Raw genomic sequence first — 21,584 nt, forward strand, 5'->3', positions numbered from 1 at the left:
CACGCGGCTCCCGGCGGCACGGTGCGGTTGTACGGCCCCGAGTACGAAGCCGACCCGATGCGCGTCTTCGAGCAACTGCGCGCCACGCACGGCGCGGTCGCCCCGGTCCTGCTCACCGGAGACCTGCCGGGCTGGCTGGTCCTCGGCTACCGCGAGATCCTGGAGGTACTGCGGACACCGAGCCGGTTCACCCACGACTCCCGGATCTGGAACCAGTTGAGGGAAAACAGGGTTCCGCAGGACTCACCCATGCTGCCGGTGATCGCCTGGCGGCCCGACTGCCGGTTCGCCGACGGCGAGGAACACCAGCGACTGCGCGACGCGATCAACGAGAGCATGGGGCGATTCGACCGGCGCGGCATCCGCCGCTACGTCACCCGCTTCACCCACCAGCTGATCGACGAATTCGCCTCTGACGGCCACGCCGAGCTGGTGACGCAGTTCGCACAGCAACTTCCCATGCTCGTCCTGACGCAGCTACTGGGGATGCCGGAAGAGTACGGGCCGCGCATCGTGGAGGCGGCCACCGAGCTGGTCAAGGGCTCCGAGAAGGCGGTCGCCAGCAACCAGTACATCATGGAGGTGCTGGCGGAACTCGTGGCGCGCAAACACACCGCGCCCGGCCCGGACCTCGCGTCGTGGCTCATCGACCACCCCGCCAAGCTGAACGACGAAGAGATCGTCAATCACCTGTGGCTCGCTCTCCTCGCAGCCAACGAGAACACCACCAGCCTGATGGCGAGCACACTGCGGATGGTGCTCACCGATCAGCGCTTCCGTGCCTCGCTGACGGGTGGCCATATGACGCTTCCCGACGCTGTGGAACAGGTGCTATGGGACGAGCCGCCGACCATCGTGATCCCCGCTCGGTGGGCCACGGGTGACACCGAGCTCGCCGAGCATTCCATCCGAGCCGGAGACATCCTTGTGCTCGGTGTGGGCGCCGGGAACGTCGACTCGGTGGTCCGCCCCGATCTCAACACTCCGATGCACGGCAACCGTTCGCACCTCGCCTTCGGAGGCGGGCCGCACGAGTGCCCTGGCCGCGACGTGGCACGTGCCATCGCCGACACGGCCATCGACACCCTGCTGATGCGGTTGCCCGACGCGCAACTCTCGGTTCTTGAGGACGAGTTGAGCTGGCGATCCAGCAGTTGGACCCGCCATCTGATGGCGCTGCCGGTGCAGTTCGCTCCGCGCCGGGTCGACCCCGCCTCGGTTGCGCATAGTCGTCGCAGCATCGCGGTACGGCCCGGGCCGGACTCGACGCCCGTAGAGGTCGCAGGAACCACGCAGTCGCCGCCCGTTCCCCCACGGCGGCCCCGACGGTCCTGGTGGCATTCGGTGAAGCGGCGGCTGCTGCGCTCGTAGTATGACGGTCGTGAGGCCGCACCCGGTGACGGGCGCCGGTTCAGGGAGCCGCGGGGCGCCCTGAACCGGCGAGCTGGCTACGACATCTCCTGCCCGACCACGGAATCCCGGTCTTCGATACGCGGGGACTTCCTGACGCACTGGACGCAGGTCCGGTCGTAGCGGCCGGTGGCCAGGTCCTAGTCGTAGTTGCCGCGCGTCCAGTCGTGGTTGGCCTCCACGAAGCGGTCACACGCTTCCGCCTCGCCCCACAGCCTGCCGTGACCCCATGGGACGGCAAGGCAAGTACTAGGAAGAGACCGCATCTTCGGCATCTACGCCACCAACGAGGACGCCCTCAAACCCTGTGTCGTTCGGCGTTCGCGCGCCGTTGCGTTCACAGCAGTTGATGGGCGCTCCACGGCGTGGCCTCGCGTTCTGCGTTCTCTGGGGTGTAACGCCCTGTCTGCTTGGTCCATTGGTAATAGCCAGCGATCCAGTCTTGAAGCCCTGCAACATAGCAGTCGAGGTTGGTCCGGTCTTGTCGGGGTAAGCTTCTATACTGGCTTGACGCGAGCAGGAGCCTATGGCGCCACTGGAATCGTGCGATTGCTTCCTGGGCCATACGCGCGACCGTTGAGGTGGCTTCGCCGCGTTGCATTCCTGTGCTTCTTTCGAGGAGGAATACGGCATTGTTGGTGTCGCCCGTGAACTCTTCCTTGGGCAGTGAGTCGATGTCGTTGGCCAGCGCCACGAAGTAGTTCACGTCTTCCCGCAGACCGAGGATGTGCGGGTTGGAGCGCATGCGTGTATCGATCTCGAACCGGCCGCCTCGTTCGATGGCGTCGATGGAGGGTTCCACGCCCAGCGCCCACTGCCGCTGCTTGAGGTAGAGGTCCAAGCTGATCGGTTCGCTCTGGCGAACTCGGTTCTCGGCCTCGTGGATGTAGCTGACAAAGAATCTTTGGCAGCTCCAGCGGAACTGCTGGCACCAGCTGCTGGACATGCCAGTGAGCATGCGTGCCAGGATGTCGCAGAACGCGCGCCCCAGTCTGCTTCGGGAGCAATTCCGCGCGCCTTGCGGCGCGTACATGATCGCCATGAACTCTCCCATCGCGTCGATGGGACCGTCCGGGGTCTTCCCCCGGTTTCCGGCGAACTGGTCGTCGTAGAGGAACATGAACGTCTCGAAGTCGACGAGTAGTTTGATGTCCTCACTATCCGCGCGTGGATAGACATAGCAGTACAGCTCGGCGAAACTGCTTGTCCGGTAACGCTCGATGGACAGTCCGGAGTCAAACAGCTCGTGCTTCAGCATCCAGGAGATGTTGTCCTCCCGGACCTGGTCGAGGTAGGGGTTGCTGCGGCAGGAGAAAGGGACATTCACCGTGGCTTTCACGCCTTCACCTCGACCTTCGTCCTGGCTATGGCCCGCATTCGCAGCCCGCGTGGCGTCAGGATGGTGCCAAGCGCGGGCCGGACGCGACCGTCCGGCACAGGTCGCAGGTCCCACCTGGCGGCGATAGTGGCCAGGACCAGCGTGGCGAAGATCATGGCGAACTTGTCTCCGATGCACTTCCGGGCCCCACCGCCGAAGGGAATGAACGCATCGCGGGGCGGAGTCCGCGCGCTGCGCCATCGATCAGGGTCGAATAGGTCGGGGTGCGGGTAGAGATCGGGCCGGTGGTGGATCAGGTAGGGGCTGTAGATGACCGTGGCGTCAGCGGGGATGGCATGGCCGTCCAGACGCGTGTCGGAGGTGACGGTACGGGTGAACATTCCCACGGGTGGCCACAGTCGCAGCGCCTCTGTGACGACGTTGCGGGCCAGCTCCAACCTGGGCAGGTCAGCATAGACTGCTGGCCTACCGTCCAGAACTCGGTCAGCCTCGGCGTACAGGCGTTGTCGGATATCGGAGTGGCTGGCGAGCAGGTGCAGTGCCCAGGACAGGTTGGTCGCGGACGTCTCCGTCCCGCCGACGAAGAACGTGACAACCTGGTCGGTGACTTCGGTGTCCGACAGGCCCCAGCCGTCGGTCTCGACGTCACGTGTGGACAGCAGCGCGGACAGCAGGTCGCCATGGTCGGCGCCGCTAGCCCGGCGGTCGGCGATGATCCCGTCGATGGTGCGCCGCAGCCTGGTGAGCGACTGCTGGAAGCGGCGGTTGCCGGGAGTGGGCAACCGTCCCAGCGACGGGGGCCTCAGCGCCCGCCAAGTGAGGTCGGTCAGAACAGTGGCGAGGTCGCCGACTGTCTGGCGCAGCAGCGGGGATGGGAGGGAATCGGAGAACATAGTGGCGAGGGTGCCCCGTGCTGTCAGCGCCATCATCTCCGCGCGCACGTCGAGCACCTGGCCGTCCTGCCACGAGCGGGTCACTGCAGCAGCCTGCTCGGCCAAAACGTGGGCATAGCCGGGCAAACGGCCGGAGTGGAAAACGGGCTGGACCAACCGACGCTGGCGCCGGTGCCGGCTGTGCGGGCAGACGGGCAGACCATCGCCAATCATCTCCTTGAATTGGTCCATGAAGGGACCACCCTTGTCGAAGGTCTGGTCCTCGCGCAGTACCTGACGAGTCAGGTCCTGGTCGCACACCACGACGGCCACGAACCCGCCGATACGGATGCGGACGAGTCTGCCGTGAGAAGGCAGGGAGGTGAAGAAGGCCAGGGGATCACGCAGTAGCGGCACGAGATGGCCGATCAGGGGCAGCGCACCTGGGGCTGTAGGGATGGAGTCCATGGGTTTCGTCATGACTGCTCCGGATGGTCGCCATAATTGGGGGACGTAGACCTGTTGGCCGGTGCCGATACAGAAGCCAGGCGGGGCGACCGTCCGGGCGTAAACCGGGCGCTAGCCTGGTGCGTCGGGCATGGAGCCCCGCCGCTCGACAACGTCTGCAGCGAGCAAACGCGACAGGACACCGGCATGTTGCACTGCGGCGGAACTCGGAAGAACCGGCCGGGGCCGCCCACTCGGTTCCGCACACGACCGTGCGTCAACTCGTCCTAGTTGTAGGCAGGTCCGCGGCACAGACGGTGACTTGGCGCCAGGGCAGCAAGACCGGCGCAGCGCTGGCGCCCTCGACGTCTTTCGGCAGGGTCACCGCCGCGGGATCGTCTGCGTTCGCAATAGTTACGCTCCCGCCACGCGTCGGACATTCCTTCCTGGGCGCGGGAACAGTGATCGAGCCAGACATGGGCGAGGGGGAAGGTCGGCTGCACCAGCGTGGAGTCGGGACTGCGGTGGGCCGTCGCCGCCATCTCGCGGCAGATCGCGTATGGGCCGACCGGATCCGTACCGAGGTGGCCATCGAACAGGTCGTCGAAGAAAAAGAAGAAGCTCTGTCCCTGGACGCCCAGGATCAGATCGTCACCCACCGCGTCCGGGTAGAACCGTGCGGCGAGGTCGGCCGGGTTCCAGCCGAGGTACCTGGCCTGGTGATCGGTGCTGGTGAGCAGGCCGGCGGAGGTCAGCCACTCGAGGTTGCGGATCCGGGCCGTCTCCAGGTCCGGGCTGATGCGCGGAGCGAAGGTCATGTCGAGTTCGATGTCCGGCATGGGCGTCCTCCGACGGTGTCCTGCATGATGAGGCTCTTCATGCCAAACACGCGAATGCCGGGGTGGATCGCCAAGTCCCCTACGCGCACGGTGCGTTTATTGGTGCCGACATGACAGAGCTTCTTGCTGGCCTGGCAGAGCATCTGGCGCATGCGCCCCCTGCTCTGGGCATGCGGGGGCGCTTATCGGCTGCGAGTTCCAGCCCTTGACCTCGTGGTTTACCTCTCGGGAACAAAAGCTGTTGATGACTGTAGCGGCGGGCGAGGGACCTGAACAGGGCGCCGGTATATGACCTGCATCCTCCCCCCGGCGCCCGGCGACGCCCGTTAGAGATCCTCGGTGGGGGAGTGCCGGAATCGGCGCGCGTGGCCGTATTCGCGCAGGAGGATCCGCAGCACGGTGGTGACGGGAGGGCGGGCCGAGGCGGTCAGGAGGGCGGGGCCCTTGGCCAAGGCTGCGTCCGCGGTGGCCGTTTCGAGGGTGATCAGGGCCCGGGCGAAGGGGCGGTTGGTGGGTGGCAGGAGTGTGGTCACGTGGTGGCTGTCGGTCAGGTCGGTGCGGGCCTGTTGGAGGAGATGGCGCAGCAGGGCGCGGACTTCGGGGGTGTCCTGGGCGCGTTCGAGGTCGGTGCGGGTCACGCCGTGGTGCAGCAGGGTTTCCTGAGGGATTGACAGGCGGCCTTCGGCCAGGTCCTCGGCGAGGTCGTTGACGAAGTCGAGGCGCTGGCTGCCGTCGATGTGGGTGCGGCAGGCGGCGCGGTAGCCGGGCGGTTCCTCGCCGGGGGTGAGCAGGCAGGCGACCAGGAGGAAGGCGGGCAGGGAGTAGTCGTCGAGATAGCGCTGGTAGTCCGACTCCGTGGTGAAGCCGGTGAATTCGAGGTCGGTGGGGGCGGTGGAGAGGAAGTCCGCTACGTGGCACGGGAGTTGGGGGTGGTGGGCGCAGGCGTGGAGGAGGGGGCGGATCACGGGGTGGTCGGCGGTGCCGCTGGCGAGGGCCTTGCGTACCGCCTCCTCCCATGCCGTGTAGGCGTCGCGGCGCTCGGCCACGGGGCCGTGGTCGAGGAGGTTGTCGGTGTGGTGCATGAAGGCCACGGCGGCGATCACGTGGGGGACCAGGGGGCGTGGGAGGAGCAGCCGGACCGCGACGTACGACGCGCGTCGGTATCGGGCCACCAGCGAGCGCTGCCGGGTGAAGTCCTCGCGCAGCTGTGGGTCATGGACGCCTGCCGCATCCAGCATGGTGGTCCACGTACTCATCGGGTCGTTCCTCCTGGGGTGTGGGTGGTGCCGCCGGGGAGTGGACCGGGAGCGTACCGGCGCCGATGATCCCATCCGGGGCGGGGGACGTCCGCAGCAGGGCCGACGGCGACCGGACGCGACCGCCGCCTCACACCCGCCCATGCGCCCGTTGCGCCCGCCGGGAGAGGGAGTCGATGACCACGGCGACCAGCAGCACCCCGCCGGTGATCATGTACTGGACGGCGGGCTCGACGCCCATCAGCGCCACGCCGGAGGCGATGGACTGGATGACCAGGACGCCCAGCAGCGCCGACCAGGTGCGGCCCCGGCCGCCGAAGAGGCTGGGGCCGCCGATGACCGCGGCGGCGATGGCGTCCATCAGCAGGTTGCCGGCGCCGGACGTCTGGGTGGCCGAGGTGACGCGGGAGGCCAGGAACAGACCGCCGATCGCGGCCATCGTCCCGGAGACCATGAAGACGGAGATCCGCACCAGGTCCACGCGGAGACCGGTACGGCGGGCGGCCTCGACGCTGCCGCCGAGCGCGAAGATCATCCGTCCGTAGCGGGTGCGGAGCAGGACGTGGTCCAGACCGACGAGGAAGACGAGGAAGATCAGCAGGGCCAGGGGCAGCCCCTCGAACTGGTTGAGGGCATAGGCCGCCGCCAGGGAGATCACCGCGATGACGCCGGTGCGCAGGATGATCTCGCGCAGCGAGCGGGTCGGCACCCCGGCGGCTCGTCGGCGCCGTACGTCGCGGTAGGACGCCAGGAAGTAGCCGGCGGTGCCGAGGGCCGCCAGGCCGTACGCGACGGCGACATGGCTGAAGTAGTAGCCGGTCAGCATGGCGACCAGGCCCTTGTCGTCGAGGTTGATGGTGCCGCTCGCGCCCAGCAGGTAGAGCATCAGACCGTTCCAGCCGAGCAGGCCGGCGAGGGTGACCACGAAGGCGGGCACCCCGACCTTGGCGAAGAAGAACCCGTGGATCGCGCCGATCGCGGTGCCGCCGAGCACCGTGAGCAGCACCGCCGGGCCTTCCGGCAAGCCCTCGTTCACGTTGAGCACCGCGAACGCCGCCGCGGCCAGGCCGCTCACCGAGCCGACCGACAGATCGATCTCACCGAGCAGCAGCACGAAGACGACGCCCGTCGAGATCATGCCGATACCGACGATGTCCACGCTCAGGGCGGACAGGTTGCGCGGTGAGAGGAAGTTCCCGTTGAGGCTCTGGAAGATGATCCACACCACCACCAGGCCCAGGACGACCGGGACCGCGCCGAGTTCGCCGCTGTGGAATCTGCGGGAGAGCGCCTGGAGCGGATTCTGCACGCGCTGCCCGGACGGGGGCCGGCGGTCCGGGCCGGCCGCCCGGTTCCGGCGCAGCGGCAGTGGCAGCGGCCGTGTCCATGGCCGGCTCATCGCTCCACTTCCCAGCCGGGTGCCTTGCGGCGGGTCACCGCGTTGTCGGTGGCTCCGGTGATGGAGGAGATGATCTGTTCCTGGGACGTGGTCATGACGTTGAAGAAACCGTTGTTGCGGCCCAGCCGCAGTACCGCGATCCAGTCCGCGACGGCCTTGACGTCCCCCAGGTTGTGGCTGATCAGCAGTACGCCGAGGCCGCGTTCGCGCAGCTGGTCCACGAGGTCGAGGACCTGCGCGGTCTGCTCGATGCCCAGGGACGCGGTGGGCTCGTCCAGCAGTACCATCCGCGGCTCGCCGAGCAGCGAGCGGGCGATCGCGACGGTCTGCCGCTGGCCGCCGGAGAGCGAGGCGACCGGGAGGCGCACACTGGGCATCCGGATGGCGAGGGTGTCGAGCAGTTCCAGGGTGCGGCGTTCCATCTCCACCTCGTCCAGCACGCCGGCCCGGCAGATCTCGCGGCCGAGGAAGAGGTTGCCGACCACATCGAGGTTGTCGCACAGCGCGAGGTCCTGGTAGACGGTGGCGATGCCCAGTTCCCGGGCGTCGTGCGGCCGGGTGATCTGGACCGGCCGGCCGTCCCACTCGATGACGCCCGCATCGGCCGCGTCGACCCCGGCGATCACCTTGATCAGGGTGGACTTGCCCGCGCCGTTGTCGCCCACCAGCGCGACGACCTCCCCGGCGCGGACCTCCAACTCGACGTCCGCGAGGGCCTGGACGGCGCCGAATCGTTTGAAGATGCCGCGCAGCGCCAGCAGTTGCGGAGCTGCCATGGTTGCCTGCCTTACCTGGTGAGACCCGCCTTCGCACAGGCGGCCGCGTACTTGGGGATGCAGATCTGGGCGACGGTGTACATACCGTCCTTGACCACGGTGTTCTCGATGTCGTGGACGGTCACCGCCACCGGGGCGAGCAGCACCGCCGGTATGCCGTGGGTGGTGGGGCTGTCGACGCGGTGGGTGGCCATGCCGCCGAGGCCCCGGCCGCGGGCCAGCGTGACGGCCATGGCGGCGGCGGTGTCGGCCTCGGGCGCGAAGGGTTTGAGGACGGTCATGTACTGCTCGCCGGTGACGAGCCGCTGTATGGCGGCGAGTTCGGCGTCCTGGCCGGTGATCGGGGGCAGCGGACTGATCTTCGCGGCCTTGAGGGCGGCGATGATGCCCGAGGCGAGGCCGTCGTTGGCGGAGTAGACGCCGTCGATCTGCCGGGGGCCGAGGGCCGAGATGGCGGCGGCCATGTTGCTGTTGGCCGCCTCCGGCCGCCAGCCGGCGGTGTCGTACGACTTCTCGATCCGCACCCTGCCCCGGAGCACGGACAGCGCGCCCTGTTTGAACCAGGCGGAGTTGGGGTCGGTGGCCGCGCCGTTCATCATGACGATCCGGCCGCCGTGCGCCCTGGCGCCGAGCGCCGTCAGCAGCGCCTCGCCCTGGAGCCGGCCGACCTGCGCGCCGTCGAAGGAGACGTAACCCGCTATCGGCCCCTCCACGAGGCGGTCGTAGGCGACGATCCGGATGCCGACCCGGTGTGCGTTCTCGACCGGGGCGCGCAGCGACTTGGTGTCGACGGCGTCGAGGATCAGCACATCCACCTGCTTGGTGATCATCGCGTCCATCTGCTCCTGCTGGGTGGCCACTTCGTGCTGCGCGCTGACGGTCTCCACCTGGCACTCCCGGCACAGCTGATGGATCCTCCGCTCGATCAGGGGCTTGTCGAAGTGGTAGAAGCGCGAGGTGTTGTCGGGGAGCAGCACACCGATGTGCGGTGGCCCGCCCGCGGCCCCGCCCGGCGTATGCGCTCCGGGGGCCTCGCCGCAGGCCACCGGGACCGCCACCAGGCACAGCCCGGCCAGGGCGGCGACCGCAGCGCGCCGGCGCGTTCGCTCCATGGGGACCTCCTCACGCTCCCGTCCGGCCGATCCGTTCGTCCGAGTGCAGGCAGATCTCGCTCCAGACCTGCTTGCCGCCGCTGAGCGGTACCGAGCCCCAGGTCTCCGACATCGCCTCGACCAGCAGCAGCCCCCGGCCACCGGTCGCCTCCCAGTCGACGCTGACCGGCTTGACCGGGGCCCGGGGCGAGGCGTCGTTCACGGCGATCCGCAGCCGGCCGGCGACCAGCGTCAGATCCAGCTTCACCTCGCCCTGGGTGTGGGCGATGGCGTTGGTGACCAGTTCGGAGACCACCAGCAGCGCCACGTCCAGCTCCTCGGTCACGCCCCAGGTGCGCAGCATGCGTCCGGTGAAGCGGCGGGCGTGCATGACCGCGTCGGGGAGCCGCCACACCGCCCAGTGGGCCCGGGTCGGGCGGACCCGCATCCCGTCGTAGCGCAGGACCAGCACCGCCACGTCGTCGTCGCGCCGCTTGCCGCTGCCGACCAGGGCGTCGGCGAGCCGCCCGGCATCGGCGGGGTCGGCCGCACCGAGCACCGCACGGACCCGGCGGAGCCCTTCTTCCAGGGGGAGGCTGGCCGACTCGGCCAGGCCGTCGGTGAGCAGCACCAGTACCGTGCCGGGGGCCAGCCCGGCCTCGGTCAGCGGGAATTCGGCCTCCTCGGACACGCCCAGCGGCGGCCCGCCCTCGATCGGCAACTCCTCCGTACTGCCGTCCGGATACCGCAGCAGCGGCGGCAGATGCCCGGCCCGGACGAACCAGGCGATGCCCTCCTCCATGTCCAGGTCGACATAGCAGCAGGTGGCGAAGAGGTCGGTCTCCATGCCGAGGAGGAGCCGGTTGGCGTGCGCGATCACCACGTCGGGCGGATGCCCCTCCACCGCGTAGGCCCGGATGGCCGTCCGCATCTGGCCCATGATCGTCGCGGCGCCCGCGCTGTGTCCCTCCACATCGCCGATGACCAGCGCCACATGGCTGTCGGAGAGCGGAATCACGTCGTACCAGTCGCCGCCCAGCTCCAGCCCCCTCGTGGCGGGGAGATAGCGGACCTCGGCCACCCCGCCGGCCAGTTCCGGCAACTTGCGGGGCAGCAGACTGCGCTGGAGCATCGTGCCGAGCTCGTGCCAGGCGTCCTGCGCGTGCGCCCGCACCAGTGCCTGCCCCACCAGACCGGCGGTCGCCGTCAGCAGCGACCGCTCCTCCGGCGAGAACCGGTGCTCCGCGTCCCACCCGATCAGGCAGACGCCCACGATCCGGCCCTCGGCCGGCAGCGGCAGTACGGCAAGGCCGCCCGGCCCGATACCCGCCAGGCCTGGTTCGAGATCCGCGCCCGGCGGCCACACGGCCACATGCCCGCCCAGGAGCACGCCCTCCAGCGTCGGCAGTCCGTGGCACGAGATGTCCGGCCACTCCGACCGCCATGCGGACTGCCATGACGCCGGCCACGCCCCGGGCGTCGGCGGGTCGAGTACGGCCACCACCAGCCGGTCGGCCTCCAGTTCCGCCACCGCGATCCGGTCGGCGGACAGCGGCGCACGGAGCGTCGCGACCACGGCCCGGCTGACGTCCCGGATGGTCGCCGCGTTCGCCAACGCCGCCGACAGCCGCTGCACGATGGAGACCTCGTCGGCGCTGGGCCGCAGATACGAGGCGTCCGCGACGACTCCCAGCATCCGCTCCGGCGCACCGTCCGCCCCGATCAGCACCCGGCAGCGCAGACTCAGCCAGCGCAGCTCACCGTTGGGCCGGCGGATACGGAACGACAGCTGCTGCCCGGCGACCGGCACCCCGCCCGGCTCCACGATCGCCAGCAGCGCCGGCACGTCGTCCGGGGCGGTCCGCTCCAGCAGGGTCTCCAACCGCCCGTCGAAGTCCTGCCGGGCGATGCCGAACAGCTCCAGCACCTGGGCGTCCGCGTCCATCCGCCCGGTGTGCAGCGTCAGGCTGAACGCACCGCCGCGCAGGGTGTCCAGCCCCGGACCCAGCAGCGAACGGCGCTCCGTGCGCGCCATCGTCCGCGCCGCGACCGCCTCCAGCCCCGCCGCCACCTGGTCGGCGTGCAGCTCCAGCAGATGACGGCGGTCGGCGTCGAAGGCGTCCACCGCCTGGTCCACCACGACCAGGCAGCCCAGCCGTCTGGTGGCCCCGGCCAGCGGCAGCACCCCGGCCGAGCCGGTGGCCGGCGGCGCCCCGGAACGGCGCTCTTCGCCGCCGTCGTCCGGGGGAGGAGCGGCGTCCTTCCCGGTGAGCTCCGCCGGTCTGGGCCACTGGGGGAGTCCGGTGCGGAAGGCCCGGGCGACCGGGGAGTCACCGGACAGCGGGTAGCTCGCCGGCAGACCGAAAGAGCCCCTGGAGCCGCCGACCATCTCGGCCAGCTGGAGATCGTCGTGCCCTTCGGCCGGCACGTAGACCGCGGTCAGCTCAGCCCCGGAAGCCCCAAGGACCCGCGCGGTCACTTCCTGCACCGCCTCCGTACGGGGGAAGCCGTCGTCGTAAGCCACGGTCGCCGTACCCGCCCTCGGGGCCGGAGCCGCTGCCCGGCCACCGCCTCATCGGATATTTCGCCACTTACCGCCCTTACTCCATGGTGCGGCAAGGACGGAGAGCACAGCCAGTCGGCGACCGGTACCCGGCGGATCACGGCGGGTGGCCGCCCGGCCCTGGCCCGGTGGACCGCAGCGGGGCCTGCCCCGGGTGCCGGCGGGTCATCGGCGGTCACGCCGAGACCCCTTCAGGTCCGGGTCCCGGAACGGTTCTCGGGCGGCCCCGGAACGCGTCGGGTCATCGATGGCCACGGTGATCGCATACCGGACGGACGTCGAAGGGCCGGCAACCGGCGGTCTGCCCCCAGGTGTTGAATCGCGGTCAGTTCCGCGTGCCGTCCGGTCGCGTTCCTTCCCCGTCGAGGCGTCGGCCGGACCCGGCTGACCAGGGGGGAAAGCCCGGTCATCGCGGTTGCACGGCCGCCCCGCCCCAGCAGACCGCCCTCGTGTCCACGCCTTCACCACGAGTGACCGTCGTGTCCGAATAGCGGGCGTTAACGCCACTCACGCACCGGGCCCCCGCAGACTCGGGTGGCTCATCGATCTCAAGCAACGAACAGGCACGACCATGACTCGGAGTATCACCCGGTCACCCCAGGGCTCCCCGCAGGCCGTGCAGGACTCTGCGCCCGCCCTGTCGCACGGCCTCAAGCAGCGCCATCTGTCGATGATCGCGCTCGGCGGGGTCATCGGCGCCGGCCTCTTCGTGGGCTCCGGCGTCGGCATCGCCGCGGCGGGCCCGGCCATCGTCCTGCTCTTCGCGGCGACCGGCGCGCTGGTCATGCTGATCATGCGGATGCTCGGCGAGATGTCCGCGGCCCGGCCCTCCACCGGCTCGTTCTCGGTCCATTCCGAGCAGGAACTCGGCCTCTGGGCGGGGACCACCTCGGGCTGGATGTACTGGCTGATGCTCTGCGCCGGCGTGGCCGCCGAGGCCACCGCGGCGGGCGCCATCATGCACACCTGGGTGCCGTTCCTCCCCGCCTACGGCTGGGTGGCGGTCTTCATGGTGTTCTTCTGCGCCAGCAATCTGACCGCGGTGAAGAACTTCGGCGAGTTCGAGTTCTGGTTCGCCACCATCAAGGTCACCGTGATCGTCGCGTTCCTGGTGCTGGGCGTGCTCGGCATCCTCGGAGTGTTCGGGAACGCACCCGGCACCCACCATCTCACCGGCCACGGCGGCTTCTTCCCGACCGGCGCCGCCGGACTCGCCGCCGGGCTGCTGACCACCATCTCCGGGTTCGCCGGTCTGGAGACCGTCACCATCGCGGCGGCCGAGTCCGACCGGCCCAGCCGCAACGTGGCCCGCGCCGTCCGCACCACGGTCTGGCGCATCGCCGTCTTCTACATCGGCTCCATGGCCGTGGTCGTCACCCTGGTGCCGTGGAACGACCCGAAGGTCTCCACCGACGGCCCGTACGTAACCGTGCTCGACCGGCTCGGCATCCCGGCAGCCGGCACGATCATGCAGGTCGTCGTGCTGGTGGCCCTGCTGTCGGCGATGAACGCCAACATCTACGGCTCCTCCCGCATGGCGTACTCCCTCGTCAGCCGGGGGCTGGGCCCGCGCTTCCTGGCCAAGGTCACCAGGGGCATACCGGCAGCCGCGGTGCTGGCATCCTGCGTGTTCGGCTTCGTGGCGGTGGTCGCCGGAATCATCTGGCCGCACACCGTGTTCACCTGGCTGCTGAACATCGCCGGCTGCTCGGTGCTGGTCGTCTGGTCCATCGTCTGCCTCACCCAGCTGAGGATGCGCCGCCGTCTGGAGCGCGAGGCACCGGAACTCCTCTCGGTACGGATGTGGGGCTTCCCCTATCTGACCTGGCTGGCACTGGCGGCCATCCTCGGCGTCTTCGCCGTCATGGCCACCACATCGGACGGCCGCCAACAGCTCGCCGGCACCGCGGCCGTGGTGGCCGCGCTGGCCGGCGCGGCCCACCTCAAGCGCCGCCGCGACCACCGGAACGCTCCCGCCCCGCAGGCGTGACGCCGCACCCGTCATCGCGTGCCGCCGGAGTGCCGGGGAGCACCGGCGGCCCGGTGCCCCCGCGCCACGGGCGGGCGTGGGGCGGTCGTGCCCGGCGGACCCGCGGCCCCGGTAAGCCGGCGCCTACCGGCTGCCGGCTCCCGGCAGCATGGCCCGCCGGAATCAATCCTGCCGTACCGTGCACAGGCATCCGCGGCCGGACGATGCCAGGACTCCGCGCGTGAGCACCGCCCCCGAGCCATGACCACCCGCCACGACCTGCCACCTACGCCCGCGACCACCGTCACGACCCCACCGGGAAACCCCGGCTCTCCCTCACCTCACCCGGCGGTGGCCAGGCGCTCCCGCCACCATTCCACCGTCGCCTTGACCTGCTCCTCGACGGGCGTGGCCCGTACCGCGAACGCGGCTTCGTAGGCGCGCGAGTCGGCGACAAACGGACGGTCGAACTGGTAGCGGATCTCCCGCAGTTCACGCATCAGCGGGGAGAAGACCGCGGCGATCCCCAGCACGACGGGCGGCAGCCCGCGCACCGCGACCGGCCCCGTTCCCGCCTGGGCGGAAAGGAGGTCGACCATCTCCCGGGCGGACAGCGCCGGCTCCGTCGGAACGTGCCAGGCCCGCCCCCACGCCCGTTCCTCACCCGCGACCTCGACCAGAGCCCTGGCCACATCGGGGAGGTAACTCCAGCTGTGCGGGGCGTCCGGATCCCCTAGCACGGAGACCGGCTTCCCGCGCAGCAACCGCGGCACGACCCGCGCGGCCAGGTGCCCGCCGTCGGTGACACCGGGCCCGAAGAAGTCCGAGGCCCGCACCTCGACCGCCTTGATACGGCCCTGCTCGTGCAGCTGCCGGGCCTGTTCCCAAACGGCGGCGCGCACTCGCCCCTTGGGGCCGGTCGCCGCGAGCGGCAACTCCTCGGTCAGGAGACCGTCCACCGGACCGTATCCGTAGAGGTTGCCGAGCATCACCAGGGTGGCCCCGGTCGCCTCGGCCGCCGCACAGACCGACGAGGCCAGGGGTGGCCAGTCACTCGCCCAGCGATGGTAGGGCGGTGCGGCACAGCTGTGGATCGCGGTGGCGCCTTGCGCGACCTCGATCAGCCGCTCACTGTCCGTCGCGTCCAGCGCGACGTGCTCGATTCCGGGCTCCGGGCTCCGGCCCGACGTGGTGACCACCCGCACCGCATGCCCCTCTTCGGCCAGCAGCCGGGCAGTGGCCGCCCCGGCGGGCCCGAACCCTATGACGATATGAAGACTCACGCGCGCACCCTAGCGCGCCGGCTGGTCGCCCTTGCCGTCCATGCGCCGGCCGGGCCGCCGCAGCGGACCAGCCTGCCCGCCCCGCTCCCGGCGGAACCAGGGCCATGACGGCCGAAAAGGGCCCGGCGCCGGGTGTGCGCCCGACTACCGAGACCCATTTCGGTGACAAGGGTGATGCGGCAGCTGATCGTCAGTTTTCGCCGCAGTTGCCCATGCCGGTGACCTGACCACCGGCGTTGCCCTCGCCGTTGATCGCATTGCCCAGCAGGCCGTTCAGGATCCCGACCTCGCCAAGGATGTCGACGTTGATTTCGTGGTTGTGGCACCCGCCGCCGTGACCCCCTGCGGGCGCCGCTGACGCCGTACCGGCGCCGAAGAATCCGACGCTACCGACGACGGCGGCCACCGCAGCGGCCTTGTGAAGCTTGCGCATTTCTTCTCCTCCTTGGGTCGTTCAGAGCTAGGCATCAAAAGATCCACTTCGCGCTGATATAGGAGGTTAATCACATAATCGTCACAACGCTCATCGGTGCCGCCATCCGGGGACGGAGGCCCGGGCGGGCTCGTTGTCGCCGCACACCGAATCCGTCCTTCTGCGCGTCAGATCTGCGCAGGTCACGCCCTTTTAAGCGCGGCGAGAGGCGCCCGGCCGAGTGCCATCCGATGGGCGAGCATCATGTGCTGACGTGGGGTCATCCGACTGCCACAGCCGTCCCCGGCGGCACTGCGCACCCGTCAGCTATGTCGACGGACGGGCACCCCCCGTCACCGCCGCGCCCCCCACGTCCGGCGAACCTCTACGGGGCCAGCGTCCACCTGTTCGAGAAAATGATCGATCCGCCGCCCACGGGGAGGGAGCAGGCACCCCCCAGCACCGCCGCGGACGACGGATGACCGGAGGGACCCATGCTCACCTCGGTCTACGCAGGCGCACCCGTGCGCGCCGATGACGAATTCCTTACCCGGGTTACGGATTCAGGGTGGTTGACCACCAGCACTCCCGCCGCGAAAGGACCCCGATCACGACGAACATGCCGTCACTCAGGCGTCGACGCCAATATCCACGGTGAGTTGGGGAGAGTGAGCCGGGGAAGCTGCCGCCACGGTATGGGGTGCCGGTGGCGTAGCATGGCGAGGTTCTTTCCGCTGGAGAACATCGACGGTCAGCGTGTTTGTCAGCCCTTCCACGCTGGCCGTCATCCATTCCCGGCTCCTGGACGCCGCCTCCTCGGGCAAGCAGTCCCCGACGCAAGGCCACATCCCTGCCGGCGAAAGCCCCACTTCCCAAACGGAGTTGGTGTCAAGTCAAGCAATTCTCAGCTACAGACCGGTCGGCCACCGACCGGGTCCCACGCGGTGCTGGAGCGCAGGGAGTTTCCGCCTGGGACCGCTGCAGCCGCGGCGGACGGCATCATCATGACCGCCGTCAGTGCAAGCGTCTGGCTCCCTGGGTACCGGAGCAACTGCCCGGCAACTCCCCGGAACCCAGGCCGAGATCACGGCCGTCCGAGCAGGTACGGACGTCGGCACTCCAAATGATTCATGCTGCTCGGCAAATGGGTGACCGTTCATGGGTTCCCGTGACCGGGTCAGGGGAATTGCCGTTCCTCGCTGGGAGAGGACAGTGATGGGCCTGCGGGCCGCCGGCCGGGACCGTTTTCGTTCCTGACTTCGACCGGTCTGCGGTGGCGATACGGGGCATGTTGTCCAACGCGAATCAGAGGAGAGACGATGGGGTGCACCGTCGGTTTCGAGGGGCGTTGGAGAGCTGTGCCACGGGTGTTGTCGCAGCCCTGCGGGAGGCTTCCGCCGTGAATTGCATGGGGTGCGCAGGGTATGCAGCCCAGGATTACCTCTGTTCGCGCACTCAAGACAGCGATAAATAATCAGTTTTCCATACAGGCAATGAAGGGCCGAAGGTTCCATGCGCAAGCTTCAGCAGATCGCGCTCGTCGTCGCAGCGGCCGGCGGTCTGTCCACCATCGGCGCCGGCGCGAGCTCCGCCGACGCTCCTGTCGGTTACAACGGCGCCGTCCCGCCCACTGCTCCGCAGAACGAAGGCCCCCAGGCCGCCTCCTGGACGGCCGCCGGGGCCACGTCGCACACCTACGGCTCGCACGGTGGTCCGCAGGCAGCCCCCCAGGCCGCCGCCCCGCAATCCGTGTCGCCACAGGCCGGCCCCCAGGTCAACCCGCAGCTCAACCCCCAGCTCAGCCCGCAGCTTTCCCCGGCGGTCTCGCAAGTCCTGCCGCACGCCGCCGCTCCGAAGGACCAGAACAACCTCTTCCGTCCGTACCAGGAGTGCAGTCCGCAGTCGCTGCTCGACGCCAACGTTCCGATCGGGCTGCTGGCCACGCCTGAGACCCGGGGCTTCAGCTGCACCCAGCACAACAACCAGGCCAACGCCTTCGCTACGGCAAGGTAGGGCGATACCGTTCGTTTGCCGGCGCTCGCCACGGGCCCTTCGAGGAGATTCCTCGAAGGGCCCGTTCGTACGTCGTGAGCCGGTAACTCCTGCACCATGAGGGGAAGGCGGCAGCTCACCACACGGGTCCGTGTCTGTTCTTGCCCGTTTATGCGTGAACTACTTGGGTTCCGGGGCAACTTCTCACTTCTTGGGTTCGCGATCCGGCGCGTCGCTCAAAATCATTGGATATTTCGTATTAGCCTCTCCGATAGTACGAAGTCGGTACATCAGAGATGCATCGGCATATCGCACATCACATCGGCTCAACCTTCCGGAGAAGAGAATGCGCAAGCTTTACAAGGCTGCCGTCGTGGCCGCCGCCATCGGTAGCGTCGGCTTCCTCGGCGCCGGCACCGCCAATGCCCGCGGTGGTGGGCTGGGCGGTGGCGAATTCAACATCAAGCAGGGCTCCCAGTGCCGGTCGCACGACACGAACGTCGATGTCCTCGGCGAAGTCGGGATCCTCAACGGCCTGCTGGGCAACGCGCTCGGCGGCGAGGGCAACCCGGGCGGGCAGAGCACCAGAATGGGATCGACCATGGGGTGCGACAACAGCGCATTCTGAGCGATCAGTCGCGCAGGTCACCCGAAGGGGCCCCGCCGCCGAGCCGCAAGGCCAGTGTCGGGGCCCCTTTTTGATGTCCCGTCGCGTGATGTACGGAGCAGGGCGCGTAGTCAGTATGGGTGAAGCGCCCCGGCACGGCGATGCCGAACCAGCGGGCACTTTTCATCTGTGAGTTCGCCTGTTCTTCACACATGGCGCGCCCGTGCGGAGCGATGTTCGCCGGAGGGCGCAGTAACTCCGCTACAACGAAGGGTAATTGAACGGCGCTTCGCTCACCGGCAGCTCCGCTTCCCTGACAGGCGCGTCAAGTGGATCAGATGTCCGGATGTCGACCGTTCACCTGTGCGGTGAGCACAACAACCAAAGGATGTGGCGGGGTTGGGGGGATGCGATGCCTGCGGGTGGTCGTCATTCCGTGCGATGTCTGCTGCCGGCACTCCAAATGATTCATGCTGCTCGGCAAACGGGTGACCGTTCATGGGTTCCCGTGACCGGGCCAGGAGATTTGCCGTTCCTCGCTGGGAGAGGACAGTGAATTGGGCCTACAGGCCGCCCGGCGGGGTTGCTCCCTTCCTGGCGTCGGCTGGTCTACGGCGATGATGTCGGCTTGTTGTCCGACGTGAATCGAAGGAGGGGCCATGGGGTGCGCCGTCAGCTTCGAGAAACGTGGGAGAGCTTTGCGGTGGGTGTTGTCGCGGCCCTGCGGGGGGATTCCGTCGTGGTTTTGCGTGCGGTGCGCAGGGTGTGAAGCCCGGTACTACCTCTGTTTACGCACTCAACACAGCGATAAGTAATCAGTTTTCCATACAGGCAATGAAGGGCCGAAGGTTCCATGCGCAAGCTTCACAAGGCCGCTCTCGTCGTCGCAGCGGCCGGCGGTCTGTCCGCCATCGGCGCCGGCGTGAGCTTCGCCGATAGTCCTGCCGGGTACAACGGTGCCGCCGCGCCCACCACTCCGCAGGCGACTACTCAGGGCCCTGCTCCTCAGCAGTACGCCCAGCAGCCGGCCCCGGCTCCCGCACCGGCCCCGGCTCCCGCACCGGCTCCGGCTCCCGCTCCGGCCCCCGCTCCCGCACCGGCCCCTGCTCCACAGCCGCAGTACGCTCCGGCTCCGCAACCGGCCCCGCAGCCGCAGTACGCGCAGCAGCCGGCCCCCGCACCGGCCCCGGCTCCGGCCCCCGCCCCGGCTCCCGCTCCCTCCCCGGCTCCGGCTCCAGCGCCGGCTCCCGCTCCCGCGCCGGCCCCCGCTCCGGCTCCTGCCCCGCCGCAGTACGCGCCGACTCCTGCTCCGCAGCAGGCGCCTCCTCCGCAGCCGCAGCCCCAGTCCGCTCCGCAGCCGGCTCCGGCCCCGGCCCCCGCTCCGCAGCCCGAGCCCCAGCATGAGGAAGGCCCCCACGCCAGCGCATGGTCCGCTTCGCACGGCGCCGCGCAGGCCTCCGTCTCGTCGCCTCAGGGCCAGCAGTCCGCTCCGCAGGCGGCTGTCCCCGCGCCGGCTCAGCAGTCCGCCCCGCAGGTCGCGCCCCAGGCAGCCCCGACGGTCACCCCCCAGGTCGCGCCGCAGGTCGCCGTGCCCCAGGTCTTTTCCCCGCAGCCCTCTCCCCAGGTGGCGCCGCAGGTCAACCCGCAGTTCAACCCGGCGGTCAACCCCTTGGTCAACCCGCTGGTTTCTCCGGACGTTCCGCAGGTCAACCCGCTCGGGCTCGGCCGGCTCGCGGCGCCCCCGGTGGGCAACGTCGACCTTCCTCGCATGGCCTGAGTGCCCAACGGCAGTACGGAGCACTGCCGTTGGACCGCCCCGACAGCGGCGGCGGAACCAGGGGGACTGCCGCCGACCCTGATGGGGCCAGGTTCTGACGCCGCATCGGGTTCACCGACCGGCAGACCCCGCGGTCCACGTGGCCAGAACTGGTGCGACCGCCCGTACCAGGGGTGCATGCCGCGGACGTTGCGCTGCGCCGGCCTTCCCATCGGCCCGCTTGCCACGCCTGATTCCCGGGTGCCTTCTGCGCTCGGCGCGCGGGAGGCACCCACCCGTTCCGGGCTGCCGATGCCGTGCCGCGCGGCACGGCATCGGCAGCCCGGAACGGCAACAAGCCGACCAACTCCACATCTCATCCGCTCAATCACCGGAGAAGACATGCGCAAGTTCCACAAGGCTGTCGTCGTGGCTGCCGCCCTCGGCAGCGTCGGCGCCATCGGCGGGGGTACCGCCTACGCCCATGGCGAGCCTGGCCATGACGTCGACGTCAGGCAGGGCACCGAGTGCCGTTCGCACGACATGAACGTCAATCTGCTCGGGACGGTCGGGGCGCTCAACGGCACGCTGGGCAACGCCCTCAACGGCGAGGGTTCGCCGGGTACGCAGCCCACACACCTGGGAGGGAACTTCCGCTGCGACAACGCGGCCTTCTGAGCGGCGGACCATCGCGCGGAAGACGATTAGCGGGGTCCCGGTGCCGAGCCACGAGCCCGGCACCGGGACCCTGTTCGGCGTTCGGTGCCCAGGACGGACGCGTCTCGCCGGACGTACTGATAGGACTATGGCGCTGGATATGACTGCGGTGCAGGGAAGTTGGACGGAAGTTGGGGGGCGAATTGGCGTGCTGTCAGAATTTCAGCCCGGGGGACGCGACATCGGGTCGGCGGTGGGGGAGCGGCGGAACTGGACGTGCGAGGGCCGATCCGGAATCGGTCGGCCGTGGCGCCGGCGGGCTCCGAATGTCTCCGCTCGTGCCGGCGACGAACGACGGATGGCCGGACCGAGATCAACTCGGTCCGGCCATCCGTCCTTTGAGGAGGTGCTATCAGCTTTCACCCATGTTCAAGCGGAATGGGGAAGCAGCCGGTGGTGATTTGCCACTGGGCTCAGTCCATCGCGGGAGCCTGGTCGCCGCCGTGCGCAGATGCCTGTTCGCCGGGCGCGGGGGCCACGTTGGAGCAGGTCACCTCGGGTCCGACCTGTGTGCTGCCCGGGTTGAGCACGCCCTGAGCGGGGAATGTCACGGGCTTCTGCGGGTTACAGCTCTGTGACTGGTTGAGGGTGTATGTCCCGTCCTGCGTCGGGCCGGTGCTCCTCTGGAGGCAGGTGACATTGCCCTGGGGGTCGCGGCTGCACAGACCGTTGTTGTCCGCGGCGTGCGCCTGGGGGACGACGGCGCAGGTTGCGGCGAGGCCGCCCAGGAGTGCCGTGATGGCTGCGATCTTCTTCCGACTGAACATGTACTGCGTTCCTTTGTGGTTGGTGCCCGGGTGCGAAGTGGCGTGCGCCGGTCCGCACCCGAGCCTGGAGACTGCCGGCGGGGGGTTGG

At 69.2% G+C, this 21,584-nt stretch carries 18 protein-coding genes; 6 read left to right on the plus strand and 12 right to left on the minus strand.

Annotation, left to right across the window (positions count from 1 at the left end):
- Positions 1 to 57 precede the first annotated feature (57 nt).
- Positions 58 to 1,371, plus strand: a complete 1,314-nt coding sequence (locus RZ84_RS31385) for a cytochrome P450 (RefSeq protein ID WP_043271414.1) — start codon at positions 58 to 60, stop codon at positions 1,369 to 1,371.
- Positions 1,372 to 1,747: 376 nt separating this feature from the next.
- Here RZ84_RS31385 and RZ84_RS31390 read toward each other — a convergent pair whose 3' ends face one another.
- From RZ84_RS31390 to RZ84_RS31425, 9 genes are all read right to left on the minus strand, one after another.
- On the minus strand, positions 1,748 to 2,749 hold the full coding sequence (locus tag RZ84_RS31390; RefSeq protein ID WP_043267753.1) for a terpene synthase family protein: 1,002 nt from the start codon (positions 2,747 to 2,749) through the stop codon (positions 1,748 to 1,750).
- Positions 2,746 to 4,101: a cytochrome P450 gene (locus RZ84_RS31395; protein ID WP_043267754.1), complete on the minus strand. Its 1,356-nt coding sequence runs from the start codon at positions 4,099 to 4,101 to the stop codon at positions 2,746 to 2,748. The genes RZ84_RS31390 and RZ84_RS31395 overlap by 4 nt, the downstream gene beginning before the upstream one ends.
- Positions 4,102 to 4,355: 254 nt before the next feature.
- Positions 4,356 to 4,907 (minus strand): hypothetical protein, encoded by a 552-nt coding sequence (locus RZ84_RS31400; protein WP_052230295.1) that lies wholly within the window; start codon positions 4,905 to 4,907, stop codon positions 4,356 to 4,358.
- Positions 4,883 to 5,059 carry a hypothetical protein gene (locus RZ84_RS40005; RefSeq protein WP_198540087.1) on the minus strand — a complete coding sequence of 59 codons (177 nt, stop codon included), beginning with the start codon at positions 5,057 to 5,059 and terminating at the stop codon, positions 4,883 to 4,885. The genes RZ84_RS31400 and RZ84_RS40005 overlap by 25 nt, the downstream gene beginning before the upstream one ends.
- Positions 5,060 to 5,233: 174 nt before the next feature.
- Positions 5,234 to 6,163, minus strand: a complete 930-nt coding sequence (locus tag RZ84_RS31405; RefSeq protein ID WP_043267757.1) for a phytoene/squalene synthase family protein — start codon at positions 6,161 to 6,163, stop codon at positions 5,234 to 5,236.
- Between the two features lie 130 nt (positions 6,164 to 6,293).
- Positions 6,294 to 7,562 carry a sugar ABC transporter permease gene (locus RZ84_RS31410; RefSeq protein ID WP_043267759.1) on the minus strand — a complete coding sequence of 423 codons (1,269 nt, stop codon included), beginning with the start codon at positions 7,560 to 7,562 and terminating at the stop codon, positions 6,294 to 6,296.
- Positions 7,559 to 8,338, minus strand: a complete 780-nt coding sequence (locus tag RZ84_RS31415; RefSeq protein WP_043267761.1) for an ATP-binding cassette domain-containing protein — start codon at positions 8,336 to 8,338, stop codon at positions 7,559 to 7,561. The genes RZ84_RS31410 and RZ84_RS31415 overlap by 4 nt, the downstream gene beginning before the upstream one ends.
- Before the next feature lie 11 nt (positions 8,339 to 8,349).
- Positions 8,350 to 9,450, minus strand: a complete 1,101-nt coding sequence (locus RZ84_RS31420; RefSeq protein WP_043267763.1) for a sugar ABC transporter substrate-binding protein — start codon at positions 9,448 to 9,450, stop codon at positions 8,350 to 8,352.
- Between the two features lie 10 nt (positions 9,451 to 9,460).
- Entirely contained in the window at positions 9,461 to 11,953 is a 2,493-nt protein-coding gene (locus tag RZ84_RS31425; protein ID WP_198540088.1) for a SpoIIE family protein phosphatase, read from the minus strand.
- Positions 11,954 to 12,563: 610 nt separating this feature from the next.
- Between RZ84_RS31425 and RZ84_RS31430 the strand changes: the two genes are divergently transcribed.
- On the plus strand, positions 12,564 to 13,982 hold the full coding sequence (locus RZ84_RS31430) for an amino acid permease (RefSeq protein ID WP_043267765.1): 1,419 nt from the start codon (positions 12,564 to 12,566) through the stop codon (positions 13,980 to 13,982).
- A 320-nt stretch (positions 13,983 to 14,302) separates the two neighbouring features.
- Here RZ84_RS31430 and RZ84_RS31435 read toward each other — a convergent pair whose 3' ends face one another.
- Together RZ84_RS31435 and RZ84_RS31440 are read right to left on the minus strand one after the other, a co-directional pair.
- Positions 14,303 to 15,244, minus strand: a complete 942-nt coding sequence (locus RZ84_RS31435) for an NAD-dependent epimerase/dehydratase family protein (protein ID WP_043267767.1) — start codon at positions 15,242 to 15,244, stop codon at positions 14,303 to 14,305.
- Between the two features lie 190 nt (positions 15,245 to 15,434).
- Positions 15,435 to 15,677, minus strand: a complete 243-nt coding sequence (locus RZ84_RS31440) for a hypothetical protein (RefSeq protein WP_043267768.1) — start codon at positions 15,675 to 15,677, stop codon at positions 15,435 to 15,437.
- A gap of 1,491 nt (positions 15,678 to 17,168) precedes the next feature.
- Here RZ84_RS31440 and RZ84_RS31445 point away from each other — a divergent pair.
- The 4 genes from RZ84_RS31445 to RZ84_RS31460 all read left to right on the plus strand — a co-directional run bounded on the left by RZ84_RS31445 (position 17,169) and on the right by RZ84_RS31460 (position 20,689).
- Entirely contained in the window at positions 17,169 to 17,669 is a 501-nt protein-coding gene (locus tag RZ84_RS31445; protein ID WP_043267769.1) for a hypothetical protein, read from the plus strand.
- 325 nt (positions 17,670 to 17,994) lie between these two features.
- Entirely contained in the window at positions 17,995 to 18,276 is a 282-nt protein-coding gene (locus RZ84_RS31450; protein ID WP_043267770.1) for a hypothetical protein, read from the plus strand.
- A 1,567-nt stretch (positions 18,277 to 19,843) separates the two neighbouring features.
- A complete protein-coding gene (locus RZ84_RS42020) occupies positions 19,844 to 20,032 on the plus strand; it encodes a hypothetical protein (RefSeq protein ID WP_241777953.1) in 189 nt (62 codons plus the stop codon).
- A gap of 381 nt (positions 20,033 to 20,413) precedes the next feature.
- A complete protein-coding gene (locus RZ84_RS31460; protein ID WP_043267773.1) occupies positions 20,414 to 20,689 on the plus strand; it encodes a hypothetical protein in 276 nt (91 codons plus the stop codon).
- Positions 20,690 to 21,141: 452 nt separating this feature from the next.
- Here the strand turns inward: RZ84_RS31460 and RZ84_RS31465 are convergent, their stop codons facing one another.
- A complete protein-coding gene (locus RZ84_RS31465; RefSeq protein WP_043267775.1) occupies positions 21,142 to 21,495 on the minus strand; it encodes a hypothetical protein in 354 nt (117 codons plus the stop codon).
- Positions 21,496 to 21,584 lie beyond the last annotated feature (89 nt).

The organism is Streptomyces sp. CT34, from assembly GCF_000805335.1.
In the GTDB taxonomy this organism is placed as follows: Bacteria; Actinomycetota; Actinomycetes; order Streptomycetales; family Streptomycetaceae; genus Streptomyces.